We start from the raw sequence: 17,473 nt of genomic DNA on the forward strand, positions 1-17,473 counted from the left end.
ATAATAAATACGTTTACGGACTTATAATAATGAATAGATAATCCCAAATTTATATGAAGAAGTTTTTTGCATTTGCAGCAATGTTATCACTAGTAATCGGCTGTGGTAAGTCAGGTGACAAAGGTGAGTTAGTTGGTGTTACAGGAGGGAAATGGCATCCTGAGAAACCTTACGGAATGACATTAGTTCCGGGTGGATCCTTTATTATGGGTAAATCAGATGCTGATTTAGCTAATGTAGAAGACGCTCCAACTAAAACGGTAACAGTTCGTTCATTTTATATGGATGAAACTGAGATCACAAATAGCGAGTATCGTCAGTTTGTGGAGTGGGTAAAAGACTCTACAATGAGAGTTCGTTTGGCTATTTTGGCTGATGAAACTGGACAGAAATCTACAGGTGATAAAGGTAAAAAAGGCGGTAGTATCGCTGATTATGCATTTAATGATTCTGAGCCAGATAAAATGACGGCTTATGATAAGTATATGTATGATAATTACTATAGTGTAGGAACAAAAGATGATCCGTATGCTGGTAGAAAACTAAACAAAAAAGTTAAGTTAATTAAAGATACTAAAGCTTATCCGGATGAGTATTATACTGAGGTAATGGATTCTATGTATTTGCCAATTGAAGAATCTTACAATGGTTTAAGAACAATTGATGTAAATAAATTGAAATTCCGTTATTCTTGGATGGATATCCAGGCTGCTGCTAAAGCTAAGGTTGGAAAAAGAAAAGATTTCGTTAAAACTGAACAAGTTAGTGTTTATCCTGATACAACAGTTTGGATTAAAGATTTTGCTTATTCATACAATGAGCCAATGCATAATGATTATTTCTGGCACAAAGCTTACGGAGATTATCCTGTAGTTGGTGTTACATGGAAACAAGCTAAAGCTTTCTGTGCATGGAGAACTTTAAACAAAAACAGCTATATTAAATCTAAGAAAAAAGGACGTGACTTAGTAAATGCTTTCAGATTACCTACAGAGGCAGAATGGGAGTATGCTGCAAGAGGAGGTCTGGAGTCTGCTACTTATCCTTGGGGTGGTCCTTATACGAAAAGTGACAGAGGTTGTTTCTTAGCAAACTTCAAACCAAGCAGAGGAGATTATGCTGCTGATGAAGCTTTATATACAGTTGAAGCAAAATCATATGAAGTAAATGGTTACGGATTGTATAACATGGCAGGAAACGTTTCAGAATGGACGGATTCAGCTTACAATCCAAATGCATATGAGTACGTTTCAACAATGAATCCGAACGTTATCGACGGAAACAATCAAAGAAAAGTAGTTCGTGGTGGATCTTGGAAAGACGTTGCTTATTTCCTACAGGTAAGTACACGTGATCACGAATATGCTGACTCTGCAAGAAGTTACATTGGTTTCAGAACTGTACAAGATTACATGGGAACTCAGGTAACAGGAGGCAAAAAGAAAAAGTAAATTACAATTAAATTCAATAACCAAATCAAATCTATTTTATTAAAACCTAAAAAAAAGTATTATGGCATTATTAAGTAAAAAAGCAATGAATTTCGCTTATGGTATGGGAGCGGCAGTAGTAATTATTGGTGCATTATTCAAAATTACTCACTTTGAAATCGGACCGTTAACAGGAACATTAATGCTTTCTGTAGGACTGGTAACTGAGGCGTTAATCTTTGCTCTTTCTGCTTTCGAACCGGTAGACGAAGAATTAGACTGGACTCTTGTTTACCCAGAATTGGCAAATGGTCAGGCTAGAAAAAAAGAAGACAAAGCTGAAACTCCAACTGACGCCCAAGGATTGTTGTCTCAAAAATTAGATGCTATGTTGAAAGAGGCTAAAATTGACGGAGAATTAATGTCAAGTTTAGGAAACAGCATCAAAAATTTCGAAGGAGCTGCAAAAGCAATTTCTCCAACAGTAGATTCTATTGCAGGACAAAAGAAATATGCTGAAGAAATGTCTATGGCTGCTGCGCAAATGGAATCATTAAATAGCTTATACAAAGTACAATTAGAAAGTGCTTCAAGAAATGCACAAGCAAACAGCGAAATCGCTGAAAATGCTTCTAAATTAAAAGAACAAATGCAATCAATGACTGCAAACATTGCTTCTTTAAACAGTGTTTATGGTGGTATGCTTTCTGCAATGAGTAACAAAGGATAATTAGTTTTTAACTATTATATTAAATTTATTAATAAGAACTAATTAGAAAAAAATGGCAGGAGGAAAATTAACCCCTAGACAGAAGATGATTAACCTGATGTATCTGGTTTTCATCGCAATGTTAGCAATGAATATGTCCAAAGAAGTTTTATCTGCTTTTGGATTAATGAATGAAAAATTTGAAAGCGCTAACACATCTTCAGAACAATCAAATGCTGGTTTATTGATGTCGTTAGATCAAAAAGCTGCTGAAGCAAAAGGAGAATTCGCTATTGCTGCAGTTACAGCTCATAAAGTTGAAACAGCTTCGAAAGAATTTTATGCATATATCGGATCTTTGAAAGGTGATGTTTTAAAAGGTTTTGAAACTGATAAAGAAACTGGAAAGTTGCCTTATGAGTCTATGGACAAAGGTGATAATATCGACAACTGGTTTACTGGTGAAGGATATACTGCTAAAGGAAAAGATATCATTTCTCATATTGAGGCATACAAAGCTGCTATGAAAGGGGCTTTAGCAGATAAAAAATATGCTGCTATTGTTGCTGAGATTGAAAAGAAATTTGATGTTTCTGATGTAAAAAACAAAGAAGGTTTAAAAGATAAATATTTAGCTTATCACTTTAAAGGTTTTCCTGCTGTTGCTTCATTAGCTAAACTTTCAGCTTGGCAAAATGACGTTCAAAAAGCGGAGTCTGATGTTTACAGTGCTGCTTTAGGAAAAGCTGCGGTTGCTGCTGCTTCTTATAGCAATTACCAAGCTATTGTTGTTTTAGATAAAAATGCTTATTTCCAAGGTGAGAAAGTTACAGGTAAGGTAGTTTTAGGTCGTTATGACGAAAATACTAAACCAACTTCTTTCCAAGGACCTGGACAAATCGTTAACGGACAAGCTGTTATTTCATTAACTGCAGGTGGTGTTGGTGAGCAGGATATCAATGGACAATTTACGTTCTTAGAGGATGGAAAAAACATTCCTTTGAAATTTAAAGGAACTTATGTTGTAGTACCAAAACCTAATTCAGCTACTATTTCTGCTGATAAAATGAATGTTGTTTATAGAGGTGTTGTTAACCCAATCTCTGTTTCATTCGCTGGTGTTGATGCTAACAAAATTGTTGCAAGTGCTCCAGGTTTAGCTTCTGCTGGAAAACCTGGTAAATATAACATGAGCCCTGGTGCAGGTAATGAAACTACAATTTCTGTAACTGGTACATTGCCAAACGGAGATAAAGTTGTTGATAAGAAAACATTCAGAATTAAAGGTATTCCTGGACCAACTGGTACAATTAGAGGAGATATGGGTGTTGTTAAAGGACCTAAATCTAACTTAGAAATTGCTACTATTGGTGCTAAATTACTTGACTTTGATTTCGAAGTTGGTTTAGATGTTGTTGGATTTAATTTGAAAATTGCTGGGCAGCCTACAGTTGTAGTTACTGGTAATAAATTAAATGCACAATGTAAATCAGTTCTTGCTAGAGCAGGTAGAGGTGATCAGGTTACAATTTCTGAAATTAAAACTAAACTTGTTGGAGCTGGTAGTTATTTATTGCCACGTACTGCTCCGGTAATTTACGAAATACAATAATAAAGTAGGTAAAACTACGTTCAATATCTTATAATGATATCATGATGAAAGTAAGAAATTTTTTAATAGCTATTGTTTCTATCGCTGGAGGTTTTGCTTCTCATGCGCAATCGAATCTGCTTAATGCAAAAACACCGGCACAGATAGGACTTAAGACTCCTGCACAACTTATCTCAGACAACGATAAGCCTTTAGCTTATGGTTACGTAGATGATAGAGATGTCTTGATGGGAAAAACAACTTGGGAGATCATTGATTTGAATGAAAAAATCAACTTTCCTTTATATTTCCCAATAGATACAGCTAATATTGGTTCGGATAGACGTTCTCTTTATGATGTTTTGACGAAAGCCATCAAAAGTGGTAAAGTAACTGAAGTTTATACTGATAGTTATTTCAATACTAAAAAATCTATGAAAGACATCGAAGGATCATTATCTCGTATTGATACAACTGATGCTGGTAGAGAACTTATCAATGCTTACCCAGATGACTACAAAACTCACGTTGTGAAGAAAAAAGTAGTTACTGGTACTGGTAAAAAGAAAGTTGTAACTTATGTTGATGAGACAGTTGGAGCAACAAGAACAGTTCCTGCTGAGTATATTCTTAAGCAAGATTTAACTGCTCAGGACGTTACACAATACAAAATTAAAGGATATTGGTATTTTGATAAACGTCAAAGTGAATTGAAATATCGTTTACTTGGAATTTGTCCAGTTACGCCTGACGTTTATACGATGAATAGTGATGAGAAGGATTATATCGAGTTATTTTGGGTTTTCTTCCCAAATGCAAGAGAAGCATTACATGAGGCGAAAGCTTTTAATGACAATAATTCAGCATTGCCAATTTCATTCGATCAGATCTTAAATTCAAGACGTTTTAATGCTGTAATTTACAAAGAAGAAAACTTGTACGGAGATCGTGAGATCAAAGAATACATGAAAGACAATGCGCAAAATCAGTTGTTAGAATCTGAAAGAGTAAAAGAAAAGATTCGTAATTTCGAGCAAGATATGTGGAACTACTAAGTATCTATATTACATTATAACAAAAACTCTTACTACCTTTGTAGTAAGAGTTTTTTTATTTTTTACCTATATCAAAATGTTAGATTATTTAATTGTCGGATCTGGATTAGCCGGAATTTCTTTTGCTGAAATTGCCCTTAAAAACAACAAATCTATTTTAGTGCTAGATGATCAATCTCAAATATCATCGAGAGTTGCGGGTGGTTTGTATAATCCTGTAATTTTAAAGCGCTTTAGTGAAGTTTGGAAGGCACAAGAACAATTAGTTTTAATGGATGATTTTTATAAAGAGATTGAGGCAAAACTAAAAACTCAGTTTAATTTTAAAATGCCAATTTTAAGAAAGTTTTTTTCGATCGAAGAACAGAATAATTGGTTTGCCGCTTCAGATAAAATAAATCTGGCACCTTTTTTATCTACAAAATTAATTTCTACAAAATACAATAGTATTGATTCCCCATATGATTATGGAGAAGTGTTGCGTACTGGCTATGTCGATACGGCTTTGTTATTGGATTCTTATAAAGAATACTTGCTGGAAAATAATTTGCTCTTACAAGAGTCTTTTCAGTATAGTTATATTGAGTTTTTTGATTTCGGAATTCAGTATAAAAATATTCAGGCTCGTCATATTATTTTTGCAGAAGGTTTTGGATTACATAAAAATCCTTTTTTTAATTATTTGCCTTTGGATGGTACAAAGGGAGAATTATTTGTAATTAAAGCTCCGGGTTTAAACTTAGATGTAATTGTAAATACAAGCGTTTTTATTTTGCCAATGGGTGATGACTTATTTAAGGTTGGTGCAACTTACAATTGGCAGGACAAAACCGATTTGCCTACTGAGGAAGGAAAGAAGGAATTGGTAGATCGTACAAAGGAGATTATAACTTGTGATTTTGAAATTATAAAACATTTTGGAGGCGTGCGTCCAACAGTAAAAGACAGAAGGCCTTTAATCGGTACACATCATGAGCGTAAGTCACTTCATGTTCTTAACGGATTAGGAACACGTGGTGTAATGTTAGGACCTGCTATGGCAAAAGCTTTATATGATAATATTGAAGATGATGTTCCTTTAGATCGTGAAATTGATATTCAGCGATTTCATAAAAGATATTTAAAGAGTCTTATTTCTGACCGGCCTTAGGATCATAAGAAACAAACATATTAATATATAAGTTTCTTGAAAGTCGTAAGACAAATGGAAATAACACGATTAAAGTAATAACGATCGCTAAAAACGATTGTTCTATAGAAGCTCCTAAGAAAACAAACGAAACAATAAAGGCTGCAATTCCTACGGCAACATTTAGTCCATAACTCACATACATTGCACCATAAAAAAACGAAGGTTCAATTTGATATTTTAATCCGCAATGACCGCAATTTTCGTTCATTTTGAGAACTTTAGTCAAATGAAGCGGATTTTTGTCTGAATACATGCTCTCATTTTGACATTTTGGACAACTTCCTGTTAAAATACTATTTAGTTTGGATCCTTTTTTTAACATTTGCAAAAAATTTACTTTACCGTTTATTTGGGTAAAGCAAATTTACAATTTTCATTCTCTGTTTAAGGTATCAAAACATGAAACTTTAAACTTTAAACAACAATTTAATGCTTAATATACACAATCTTTCGGTTTCTTTTGGTGGAACATATTTATTTGAAGAAGTTACTTTTCGTTTAGGTGCCGGAGACCGAGTTGGTCTTGTTGGTAAGAACGGAGCGGGTAAATCGACAATGCTTAAAATGTTAGCGGGAGATTTTGCTCCTGATTCCGGAGTTATTTCTCAGGAGAAAGATATCCGAATGGGGTTTTTACGTCAGGATATCGATTTTGAACAAGGAAGAACTGTATTAGAAGAAGCTTATGAAGCTTTTACTGAAATTAAGATTGTAGAGAAAAAATTAGAAGAAATAAATCATCAATTGGTTACCAGAACCGATTATGAGAGTGAAGAATATAGTCAGATCATTGAAGATTTATCTGATTATACACATCGTTTTGATCTTCTTGGAGGTTATAATTATGTTGGAGATACAGAGAAAATTCTTTTAGGTCTTGGTTTTAAAAGAGAAGTTTTTAATAACCAAACCGAAACATTTTCAGGAGGTTGGCGAATGCGTATTGAATTGGCTAAACTATTATTGCAATCGAATGATGTATTGCTTCTGGATGAGCCAACTAACCACTTAGATATTGAAAGTATCATTTGGTTAGAGAGTTTCCTTCGTAATTATCCTGGCGTTGTGGTGATTGTATCGCACGATAAAATGTTTTTGGATAATGTAACGAATCGTACGATTGAGATTTCTTTAGGAAAAGCATACGATTTCAATAAGCCTTATTCTCAGTATTTAGAATTGCGTCACGAAATTCGTGAGAAGCAATTGGCGACTCAAAAGAATCAGGCGAAAAAAATTGAAGAAACAGAAAAATTAATCGAGAAATTCCGTGCAAAAGCTTCTAAAGCTTCAATGGCGCAATCGTTGATTAAAAAATTAGATAAAGTAGAACGAATTGAAGTTGATGAAGACGATAATTCGGTTATGAATATTTCTTTTCCGGTTTCAAAAGAACCAGGAAGAGTAGTGGTTGAAGCTGAGCATGTAACAAAAGCTTATGGCGATAAAGTTATTTTAAAAGATATTGATTTATTGGTAGAACGCGGGAGTAAAATTGCTTTTGTTGGTCAAAATGGTCAGGGAAAATCGACTTTTATTAAAGCGATTGTAAATGAATTTGAATACCAGGGAAATATCAAATTAGGGCATAATGTACAATTAGGCTATTTTGCTCAAAATCAGGCGGAATATCTTGATGGGGAAATTACATTGCTTCAAACTATGGAAGATGCAGCAATGGACACGAACCGTTCTAAAGTTCGTGACATGCTAGGTTCATTTTTATTCCGTGGTGATGATGTTGAGAAAAAGGTAAAAGTACTTTCAGGGGGTGAACGTAACCGTTTGGCACTTTGTAAGTTATTGTTACAGCCAATTAACGTTTTGCTGATGGATGAGCCGACGAATCACTTGGACATAAAATCTAAGAATGTTTTAAAGGCGGCACTTCAAAAATTTGGCGGAACTTTATTGTTGGTTTCTCACGATAGAGATTTCCTTCAGGGAATGTCAAATATCGTTTACGAATTCAAAGACCAAAAAATCAAAGAATATTTAGGTGATATCAATTATTTCTTAGAACAGCGCAATCTTGAAAACATGCGTGAAGTAGAGAAAAAAGATGTTGCCAAAGCTGCTGCTCCAAAAGAAACAAACAAAGCATCCTACGAAGATCAGAAAAAAGGAAAATCACTTCAAAATAAATTAAGTAAAGTTGAAAGTCAGATCAAACAATTAGAAAAAGACATTCAGCACGATGATAAATTGTTGGCTTCGAATTACGATAAACATATCGAAGATGCTTCATTTTTTACTGCATATAACAAAAAGAAAAAAGATCTTGATCAATTGCTTTTGGACTGGGAAATCGTTCAGGAAGAAATTGACAATTTCAATGCTTAAAATAATTTTCGGGAGCTATTTCCAGCTTTCCGTTTCAAGTCCTCACAAAAAAAGCTATTTTTCTAAACCATAAAACGAGCTTCCGTTGGTCGCTGTTTTCTGGCAAGAAAAATTAGCTTTTTTTGCTCCGGGCTTTTCTCTTCAATCTGGGCTAGGAAAATCGTTTTCAATTGAGGATTTTTGTATCAAATTTTTCAATCTGCAATTTAAATCCGCTACAATCCACGTCATCCGCGTGCCAATAACACCTACAGTATTCACAAAGCAGATCATTTAATAATTCCAATAGACTTAGAATGCATAATCGCTTGGCTGCTATCTTTAAAATAACAGACTGAAACTTCCAGATTTTCTAAATTTTTCAAAATAGCCTTAGTAGATTTTTTTTGAAATTTACCTGTTTGTCTTATGTAAACCGCTTTTACGGTAACAGGAAATATTTTGCAGATTTGTTCATATAAAAACGGATCATGCTGAGAATCGTCTCCCAATAAAACATATTTAAGATTCGGATAAAATTCTAAAACATGTTTTATTTTATCAAATTTATGATTGTGATTTCCTCTTCCACTCATGAAAAAATCAGTAATGCCGCGTTTAATGTCTTTTAATAAAATAACAGCTCTTGGCAACTGATGTATTTTGGTGAATTTCACAATAAACCGATACAAATTCCATTCGCTGCTAGAGATGTAAAAAAAAGCATTTTCCTCTTCTTTATTATTTCTTCCAGCAGAACTTAAGGCTTGATAATGTGGTACAACGTCTTTAAAAACTTTTCGGTCGTTTACATTTTTAAATAAAAGAATATACATTTTTTTGAACACATTTCTGGTATGTGAAATCAAAAAGGTGTCATCAATGTCAGAAATAATTCCCAGATTTCCGGTGTGAGGCCTAATAAAACTGCCTACAGTCGTTATTATTTCCGATTTGTATTTTATGCTGACCTCATATTCCATCCATCCAAAATTAAACTCTTTTTCAAGCGGAATACAAAATTTAAAATAACCGTCATCCAGTGTTTTTGAATGGATTTCCTGATCTCCAAGTTTAAGATAAACATCAAAATTTTTGATTGTTTTTATCCTAAACTGATTAATTATCGATGTGGCGTTTTTGAAGTTTTTCTTCTGAAAATCATAATTGTACGTTCTCTTGAAAACATGTCCCATCACAATTAATTCTTCTTCATTGGCATAACCGCGATATAATTGTAGTATTGGTTTCATTAATTACGTATATTTATATATGTTGTAAATTAATTATTTTAATTGACTTTAAAAATAAAATTTTGAAAAAGAATATCATATTTGTTGTAAACCCTATATCCGGAGATCTTGATAAATCCGATTTAATCGAGGCTGTTCAGGAGTTTGCAACCACAAATCATTTTGATCTTGAAGTTTATGAAACTACTGGTAAAAGTGATCAGAAAAACATACAAGAACTTTATAATCAATATCAGCCAGAACGAATTGTAGTTGCAGGTGGCGACGGAACGATAAAAATGGTTGCCGAAGCTATGGAACAACACGATGTTATTATCGGAATTCTGCCTGCTGGTTCCGCAAACGGTTTATCAGTCGATTTAGATTTACCTGTAACTATTGAAGAAAATCTTAAAATTGCCTTTTTGCATCATTATATGGAAATGGATATGATTTGTATCAACGGCAAGAAAAGCATTCATTTAAGCGATATAGGTATTAATGCCGACTTAGTAAAAAATTACGAGGAAAGTGATTTAAGAGGGTTTTGGGGATATGCTTTGCAAGCTTATACGACACTAAAAGATTCTGCGGAACCTTTTGTTGCTACAATTAGTGCAAATCATGAAACGGTTAAGCACACGGCGCGAATAATTGTAATTGCCAATTCTCAAAAATACGGAACAGGCGTTACGATCAATCCAAATGGTGCTATGAACGATGGCAAATTTGAATTAGTAATTCTAAAAAGTCTGGATATCTTATTACTTGGAAAAATTATTACGGGAAATATGCCAATTGATTCAGATGATATTGTTATTATTTCGACAGATAAAGCGACAATCAAAACAGATTATCCGGTGAATTTTCAAATTGATGGAGAATATTGCGGCGCACAAACTGATCTTGAAATTCATATTCTGCATAAGCAAATGAAAATTGCCATCCCTTAAAAATATTTGTCAAAGTTTTAAATTTTGTCAAAGTTGTTATTTAAACGGATTACGTTCCTGCCAATCTGTTTTTGGTTCCAGATAATTGAAAAATCGGGCAATATTGTGATTGATTAAAGTATTGCTGTGCGTAATTAAACCATACATTTTTAGAGGTTTTGCACCAACAGAACTTTTGATTTCAAGTGCAGTTCTGGCAAAAACAATTTCTCTGAAACCCTGATTGATAGAATAGGCAATCATGTCGTAAAGCATGTTTAAATACAGCATTTTCTCGCGCTGGATACTTTCGTCGTAGCCTAGAAAATAAGTATCCATTATAGTTCCGTTTTTTATTAGAGTGTTGAAGCCAATTAGTTTTCCATCTAAAAAATAGCCATAAAGTAAAAAATCATCTTTCATGATTTCTTTAAAAAAACTAAAATGATTTCGGGCCAAAAAGAAAGTATTAAAAGGAGCATTTTTTGCAACATGAAAATACAGATCATAAATGATATCTTCATATTTTAAAATATCACTTAAGGACATTTTTTGCTTTACAATTCCATCGGCTTTCTTGCGGGCACGCTTGTATTGATCGCGATACTTTTTAGATAAAGCATCAATATAATCTTGTTCCATTTTCCAGTTTTCATTGATTTCAAAAATCATATTAGGCTGTGTCGAAAACGTATAATTGTTTTTAAATTCAGCTTGCAGTGGTTTAATTTCTGTTTCAGTAAAATCCTTTATACTGGTGATATGAACTTTTTTTCCCTTTGCTTTTAGCTTTTTTTTAAGCTGATTAATCGCTTTATGTAGTGTTTTAATCGCTTTTGATTGTTTGATATTTTCATCAAAAGCAAAAGCATTCTGACCCGTTAGCATATTATTACCAACAAATAAAACATGTGAAGCGAAGTTTTTAAAAGCAAAATTCCGCACGGAAGTTTTTAAACACTGATCGCGATCTCCAAAAGATTCTAGCTTTTCGGCAAACAAAAATTGAGTGATGGCAATTCCGACAAGCTTTTTTTCATCGAAAATTCCAATAAAATGACAAATCATATTTACCGGACAAGAATTTTCAAGAACTGTGAGATATTCTCTAGTCAAAAAAATGTTGTCAGCTGTTAGCGAATTCCATTCCAGAGGTAATAATGATGCGCTATTATATATTTCGAAAGAATAAGTTGTAGTCAAAAGTGAGAGCTAATTTTTTCAAAATTAGATAATATTTATAATAACCGGTGTGGTTTAAGTTATTATTAAGAAAAACCCGTTTGAAATTAGATATCAAACGGGTTTTGTATGTATGATTTATGCAAAGGCACAGATAATTCCTCCCATCAAAGTAAGAGTCACCATCCAGTATCCTGCATGAATAAAAATATATTTCCAGGATTTTCTTTCGAATAGTCCATTAATGCCAATTACCGGAAGTGCAAAAAATAATCCCGACATGAAACCATGAAGTGCTCCGTGTTTAAAAGTACGATACGCCGTTCCATAATCTGCCATAAAAGCGGCAAATGAAGGTTTTGCACTTTCCAACAAAGGTGGTCCGCCTACCATGCCAACTGCTCCTGATTGATGGATGGTTAATCCCATCAAAATTACTGTGATCATTAAAGAAAAGATATACGTAAATCCGAAGATTTTAAGCATATTTCCTGTTTTAAGTTGTTCTTCAGTCAAACCATTTTCTTTCATCCAAATGGTTCCGAAGACTTTTGGATTGTACCAAATGAATCCAACGACAAGAGTGACGATTCCGGCCAGTAAAAGTGCAATAAAGTTAATTTCCATAATATGAGGTTTTTAGAATTAGTTGGTCAAATTTAAACAAAAAACAATACCGTTTGTCGATTTTATTAAGTAGTACAAATACTGTTAATTATTTACTTATTAACACTTTATCGACATTTACTGCTTTATATCTGTAAAATGTATAATTTTAACCCGTAAACAAATCCCAAATTTTGTTATGAAAAGCTTAACCTCATTTTTTATAGCTTTTATTTTTTCATTGAATATTTATGCAGATACCGTTTCAGATAAAGAAAAAGATGCCTTAATTAAGTTTTACCATGCAACAAATGGAGCAAACTGGAAAATTAAATGGGATTTATCTCTTTCTGTATCAACTTGGTACGGTGTTCAGGCTGAAAATGGAAAAGTAATTGGACTTTATTTAGAAGATAATAATTTGACAGGAGAGTTACCTGCTGAATTTTTTGATCTGGTAAATTTAGTAGCTATTGATTTGCACAAAAATAATTTGAAAGGAAAATTGCCGGCAGAGATTGGAAAATTAAAGGAGCTCGAAGTACTTTCTTTATTCAATAATGAAATTGAAGGCGATTTACCAGGTTCAATTTATAAAATTTCGACTTTGAAAATATTGCTTTTAAATAATAACAAGTTATCAGGAACCTTAAGCACTGAAATAACCAATTTTCATGCCTTACAAAACCTGAGCCTGTTTGATAATAGCTTTGAAGGCGAAATTCCGAAAGGACTTGAAAAATTGCATAATTTATCTGAAATGAATCTATCCTATAATAAATTTAAAGGAACTGTTTCTAAAAATCTGGCCTTATTAGATCCGCTTAATATGACCATGTTTGATGACGATGGAACCCCATTTTTATTAGAAATTAATACTGAAAAAGAAACTACAATTGTTACCCAAAATTAATCGTGCTTATGAATGAAAATTACTCTCGTTAAACAAGTTGATTAAATATATTTAGTTAATTGCTGAAAAACCGTAAGTCATTACGGTTTTTTTTGTGCCTTGAAATTCTAATATTTTTTTGATATTTCGATGTGTATCAGCTTATTAGCGGTATATCAATAATCAAGTTATGGTGTATTTTATTGTAAATCAATTAATTACAATTAGGTTTGAATTTTGAGGGAGAAATTGAAGTAACTTCTAAATTTCAAATCATGAGTACTTATCAAAATAAAAGAACTGCCTTGATATTGATTGATCCGTTTAATGATTTTCTTTCAGAAAACGGGAAATTATGGCCTTTTGTAAAAGAAACCGTGGAAGGCGGAAATGTTGTAGAAAACATGAAAAAGGTTTTAACTGCTGCCAGAAAACATAAAATTCAGGTTGTTTATGCACCGCACAGGCATACACAACAAGGAGATTATTTAAACTGGAAGTTTTTCTCGCCATCGCATAACGGCAGTAAAAATTTGACACTTTTTGAAAAGGGTAGTTGGGGAGCTGAGTTTCATCCGGAACTTTTGCCTATAGCAGGTGATCTAATAGCTCAAAATCATTGGACAGCGAGCGGTTTTGCTAACACTGATCTCGATTTTCTTTTAAAGATGCACGACATCGACCATATTATAATTGCCGGAATGCGTGCCAATACGTGTGTTGACTCGACCGCAAGATATGGAGTAGAATTAGGATATCATGTAACTTTAATTAAAGATGGAATCGGAGCTTTTAATCAGGAAGAAATAAAAGCAACGGTAGAAACAAATTTCCCGAATTATGGACATTCACTTTTGTCCGCATCAGAATTTATTAAAGCTTTAGAGTCATAAAAATGAAAATACTTGCTGAATGTACTACAAAGGCAATAATTCATTGTGCTGCAGAAAAAATAGATATTACAGATTGGCTTTTTACATTAAAGGATCAGGAATACCAATCTTGTTCGGTTAGTCATATTGCGGGAGGAACTTCGATTTCTCAAGACGGAAAAAAGATGTCTATAAATGTGGAGCGTATTGCTGGTAATCTTCTTGTGCAACATTATATTGAAGAAGTTGGCGAAAGAAATCATTGTCGGGTTAATTCGATTTCAGATTCGATTTCAGATTTGGGAATGACGAAATTAGGCATAACCTGGGAAATTAAAATCGTTTCCATAACAGCAAATACTTGTGAGTTTGTAAACAGGGTTTTGGTGACTTCGACAGATGAATTCACAGCGTTATTGAAAGCAGCTAATATTACAGATCTGGAAATTATAAAGAGTCAGATGCTGCAAAATGTAAAAGAGCATAATAACGAAGAAACGCCTTTATTTGCTGCGGATATTCATAATAAAGTATTAGCTGGAAAGTGGGATTAAATTTCTGTTAAAACAACAGAATAAAGAAATCCTGAAAATAGAATTTTATATAACTTTGTCACAAATTGATAATTTAAGATCAGTTTGTAAAACAACTTATATTTTTTCATAACTTTAATATTGGATTCAACTGAATTAGGTTGAAGTGACGAGAAAATTAATTTAAAACTTTTAATACTAAAATTATGGTAGTACAGTATCAGGGTGAACAAAACGGAAAAGCGACCACTTTTACAATAAGAATTATTGGAAATAACTTGTCTAAAAGTAGTTCTAATTATCAAATAGATTTATTAGTAGGAGATAAGCAATTACCAACTTTTACATCAGAAATACACCAAAGCTTATCGAATTGCTTAAAAGAAATCTATTTGTTTAGAAAACATAACGGAATCACATTTAATGCTTCTTCAGAAAAAATAAAATCGCTTTTTGTGCCTTATGATCAGGTTTTGTACAACTACAATAAATACGCTTTATTTAGAGCTTAAGCTTTTTGTAATGCTGAAAATAGTAAAAAGACTGTTCGGGAGAACGGTCTTTTTTGTTATTATACGAATCTAAATAGGAGATTTGGTTAATCCGAAAAATGAGTTTATTTTAGTACTAAATTTCTTGTAGTACATTGATTAATAACAAGTATCTAAATAAATATTAAGGAGGTGAACGAATCTGAATTTCATATCTTTTATAAACATATTGCAAATTTTTCTTCTGTTACAGAAAAAGAGTTTGAAGATATCTTGCCATATTTTTCAAAAATTACTTTTAAAAAAGGCGAAAATCTAGTAAAGCAAGGCGAAAAAGTAAATCAGACGTATTGGGTTTCTAAAGGTCTTGTCGTATCCAATTATACTGATAAGCAAGGCAAAGAACATATAATTCAATTTGCCAATGAAGGATGCTGGATTACAGATCAACAGGGTTTTTATAATCAAACAGTAGCGATTTTTGATATCATTTGTCTTGAGCAGACAGAATTGATTTCGATTTCATTTGAGGATCGCGAAAAACTATGCGCTACTTTTTCTAAGATGGAACATTTTTTTCGTAAAAAGGCGAATGACAGCTTCGTAAAACAACAAAAAAGATTACTCACCTATATGACCAACGATGCTACGGAACGGTTTAATCTCTTAATTACAGAATATCCGGATCTGATTCAAAGGATTTCAAAAAAGAAATTGGCAGCTTATTTAGGCGTATCGAGAGAAACGTTGAGCCGCTTGAAAAAATAATTTGCTTCTCTGAAAAAGTGACATAAGTCACTAGTTCTTAATGTGTATAAACTCAATTTTGCATGGTAACCATAACAATATTTATTATGCACAACAAATTATTAATCTCTGTAATTGTTCTTGTAATGCTTTTGTCTTGCAAGAATTCTAAAAAAGAAATTCAAAATACGGCTTTAGAAGAAGCTAAAAAAGCAATAGCCGAAAGTAATGCTGTTTATTTTGAATCATTCGTAAAAAACGATTCTTCTATTTTTATTGAACGTTATGCTAAAGACGCCTGTATTATGGCACCTAATTCAGTACAAATGTGCGGACCTGAAGCTGCCTCAAAATTCTTTAGAGCTGCTTACGATAGCTACGGAATGAGAAATGGTAAATTTATTACCACTGCTGTATATGGCGATGGTGTTGAGTTTGTAACAGAAGAAGGTTTGTGGCAGTCTTTTAATGCAAAGGGAGAACTTTTTGATGATGGTAAATTTCTTGTACTTTGGAGAAAAACTCCCGAAGGCTGGAAAATGTTTAGAGATTCTTTTAGTAGTAATCGGAAATTATAAATGAATTAAAGCGTTCAAATAATAAGCAATACATAATAGCGAACTTTAAAAATTAAAATCATTTTATGGAAAATAAAATTGCAGTATATGGCGCTTACGGCCACACAGGAAAATTTTTAATTGCCCAACTTTATCAACAAGGTTACAGACCTGTTCTTAGTGGGCGAGATGCTGATAAATTAGACATTTTAAGTAAAGATTATCCGGATTTAATAACTAAAGTAGCAGATATTAATCATCCGGAAACGCTGGATAAAGCTTTCGCCGATGCAGCAATAATTGTAAACTGTGCAGGTCCTTTTTTAGACACAGCAGAGCCTATCGTTCAGTCTGCAATGAGATTAGGAAAACACTATCTTGATGTTAGTGCAGAGCAAAAAGCAGTATTAGACATTTTTGAACAATTTTCTGAACAAGCAAAACAGGCTAACGTAACAATAATTCCTGCAGCTGCGTTTTACGGTGGTCTTGGAGATTTATTAAGTACAGCACTTACGCAGGATTGGGATAAAGTAGATGAGATAGCACTTTATATCGGTTTAGATTCCTGGCATCCAACAAAAGGAACACGATTGACGGGAGAACGAAATCATTATCAAAGATTTATGTTTGCCGAAAATCGTTTGCAACCTGTTCTGGAGGTGAAATCAAAAACTTGGGATTTTCCACATCCAATATTAACACAGGAAGTAGTAACTGTACCTCTTTCAGAAATAATTACGATTTCGCAACATATCAATGTGAATACGATCAACACCTATTTGAGTCAAAATTCTTTGGCCGACATACGAAGTGACGAAACACCAGAGCCTAAACCTGTAGATGAAAAAAACAGATCTTCTCAGCGTTTTTGTATGGAAGTAGTGGCGACAAAAGACAATAAGAAAAGATCAATTATAGCGGAAGGAATAGATATTTATGCCGTTACAGCTCCATTAATTGTCGAGGCTGTAAAAAGAATTTTGGCAGGTGAAGTTAAAAAGCAAGGAGTTACAACATTAGGAGAAGCATTTGACGCAACTGATTTTTTAAATGCCCTTGATGCTGATGATATCACAATCTCAGATATCAAAGAAACTAGTATTTAAAAAGTTCAAAAGTAGGATTGC

18 protein-coding genes are annotated in these 17,473 nt (G+C 33.2%); 14 read left to right on the forward strand and 4 right to left on the reverse strand.

The window, feature by feature from the left end:
* Positions 1-53: 53 nt before the first annotated feature.
* The 5 genes from porK (at position 54) to AC1RRN_RS08065 (ending at position 5,935) form a co-directional block, all read left to right on the forward strand.
* Entirely contained in the window at positions 54-1,451 is a 1,398-nt protein-coding gene (porK, locus tag AC1RRN_RS08045) for a T9SS ring complex lipoprotein PorK/GldK (RefSeq protein WP_492966805.1), read from the forward strand.
* 61 nt (positions 1,452-1,512) lie between these two features.
* Positions 1,513-2,160, forward strand: coding sequence for a type IX secretion system motor protein PorL/GldL (gene porL / locus AC1RRN_RS08050; RefSeq protein WP_492966806.1), 648 nt, complete (start codon positions 1,513-1,515; stop codon positions 2,158-2,160).
* A 52-nt stretch (positions 2,161-2,212) separates the two neighbouring features.
* Positions 2,213-3,751 (forward strand): type IX secretion system motor protein PorM/GldM, encoded by a 1,539-nt coding sequence (porM, locus tag AC1RRN_RS08055; RefSeq protein WP_492966807.1) that lies wholly within the window; start codon positions 2,213-2,215, stop codon positions 3,749-3,751.
* Positions 3,752-3,795: 44 nt separating this feature from the next.
* Positions 3,796-4,785 carry a type IX secretion system ring subunit PorN/GldN gene (gene porN, locus AC1RRN_RS08060; protein ID WP_492966808.1) on the forward strand — a complete coding sequence of 330 codons (990 nt, stop codon included), beginning with the start codon at positions 3,796-3,798 and terminating at the stop codon, positions 4,783-4,785.
* A 76-nt stretch (positions 4,786-4,861) separates the two neighbouring features.
* The gene (locus tag AC1RRN_RS08065; RefSeq protein WP_492966809.1) at positions 4,862-5,935 is read left to right on the forward strand and encodes an NAD(P)/FAD-dependent oxidoreductase; all 1,074 of its coding nucleotides are present in this window, start codon (positions 4,862-4,864) and stop codon (positions 5,933-5,935) included.
* Here AC1RRN_RS08065 and AC1RRN_RS08070 read toward each other — a convergent pair.
* A complete protein-coding gene (locus AC1RRN_RS08070; RefSeq protein ID WP_492966810.1) occupies positions 5,916-6,299 on the reverse strand; it encodes a DUF983 domain-containing protein in 384 nt (127 codons plus the stop codon). The two genes, AC1RRN_RS08065 and AC1RRN_RS08070, sit on opposite strands and share 20 nt — an antisense overlap.
* Positions 6,300-6,406: 107 nt before the next feature.
* Here AC1RRN_RS08070 and AC1RRN_RS08075 point away from each other — a divergent pair, with 107 nt between their 5' ends.
* Positions 6,407-8,320: an ABC-F family ATP-binding cassette domain-containing protein gene (locus AC1RRN_RS08075; RefSeq protein WP_492966811.1), complete on the forward strand. Its 1,914-nt coding sequence runs from the start codon at positions 6,407-6,409 to the stop codon at positions 8,318-8,320.
* Between the two features lie 269 nt (positions 8,321-8,589).
* On the opposite strand, the gene AC1RRN_RS08080 is transcribed toward AC1RRN_RS08075, so the two are convergent.
* A complete protein-coding gene (locus AC1RRN_RS08080; RefSeq protein WP_492966812.1) occupies positions 8,590-9,552 on the reverse strand; it encodes an App1 family protein phosphatidate phosphatase in 963 nt (320 codons plus the stop codon).
* Positions 9,553-9,614: 62 nt separating this feature from the next.
* Here AC1RRN_RS08080 and AC1RRN_RS08085 point away from each other — a divergent pair, with 62 nt between their 5' ends.
* Positions 9,615-10,484: a diacylglycerol/lipid kinase family protein gene (locus AC1RRN_RS08085; RefSeq protein WP_492966813.1), complete on the forward strand. Its 870-nt coding sequence runs from the start codon at positions 9,615-9,617 to the stop codon at positions 10,482-10,484.
* Between the two features lie 36 nt (positions 10,485-10,520).
* Here the strand turns inward: AC1RRN_RS08085 and AC1RRN_RS08090 are convergent, their stop codons facing one another.
* On the reverse strand, positions 10,521-11,666 hold the full coding sequence (locus AC1RRN_RS08090) for a GNAT family N-acetyltransferase (RefSeq protein WP_492966814.1): 1,146 nt from the start codon (positions 11,664-11,666) through the stop codon (positions 10,521-10,523).
* A 117-nt stretch (positions 11,667-11,783) separates the two neighbouring features.
* A complete protein-coding gene (locus tag AC1RRN_RS08095) occupies positions 11,784-12,272 on the reverse strand; it encodes a DUF1761 domain-containing protein (protein ID WP_492966815.1) in 489 nt (162 codons plus the stop codon).
* Positions 12,273-12,450: 178 nt separating this feature from the next.
* Here AC1RRN_RS08095 and AC1RRN_RS08100 point away from each other — a divergent pair, with 178 nt between their 5' ends.
* The 7 genes from AC1RRN_RS08100 (at position 12,451) to AC1RRN_RS08130 (ending at position 17,452) form a co-directional block, all read left to right on the forward strand.
* Positions 12,451-13,164: a leucine-rich repeat domain-containing protein gene (locus tag AC1RRN_RS08100; protein WP_492966816.1), complete on the forward strand. Its 714-nt coding sequence runs from the start codon at positions 12,451-12,453 to the stop codon at positions 13,162-13,164.
* A 254-nt stretch (positions 13,165-13,418) separates the two neighbouring features.
* The gene (locus AC1RRN_RS08105; protein ID WP_492966817.1) at positions 13,419-14,036 is read left to right on the forward strand and encodes a cysteine hydrolase family protein; all 618 of its coding nucleotides are present in this window, start codon (positions 13,419-13,421) and stop codon (positions 14,034-14,036) included.
* Positions 14,037-14,038: 2 nt separating this feature from the next.
* On the forward strand, positions 14,039-14,569 hold the full coding sequence (locus AC1RRN_RS08110) for a hypothetical protein (RefSeq protein ID WP_492966818.1): 531 nt from the start codon (positions 14,039-14,041) through the stop codon (positions 14,567-14,569).
* Between the two features lie 185 nt (positions 14,570-14,754).
* Positions 14,755-15,060 carry a hypothetical protein gene (locus AC1RRN_RS08115; RefSeq protein WP_492966819.1) on the forward strand — a complete coding sequence of 102 codons (306 nt, stop codon included), beginning with the start codon at positions 14,755-14,757 and terminating at the stop codon, positions 15,058-15,060.
* A 171-nt stretch (positions 15,061-15,231) separates the two neighbouring features.
* A complete protein-coding gene (locus tag AC1RRN_RS08120) occupies positions 15,232-15,807 on the forward strand; it encodes a Crp/Fnr family transcriptional regulator (protein ID WP_492966820.1) in 576 nt (191 codons plus the stop codon).
* Between the two features lie 86 nt (positions 15,808-15,893).
* Positions 15,894-16,364, forward strand: coding sequence for a YybH family protein (locus AC1RRN_RS08125; protein ID WP_492966821.1), 471 nt, complete (start codon positions 15,894-15,896; stop codon positions 16,362-16,364).
* A gap of 65 nt (positions 16,365-16,429) precedes the next feature.
* A complete protein-coding gene (locus AC1RRN_RS08130) occupies positions 16,430-17,452 on the forward strand; it encodes a saccharopine dehydrogenase family protein (RefSeq protein ID WP_492966822.1) in 1,023 nt (340 codons plus the stop codon).
* The last annotated feature ends 21 nt before the right edge of the window (positions 17,453-17,473 follow it).

This window comes from Flavobacterium sp. GW821-FHT11G01, assembly GCF_058808175.1.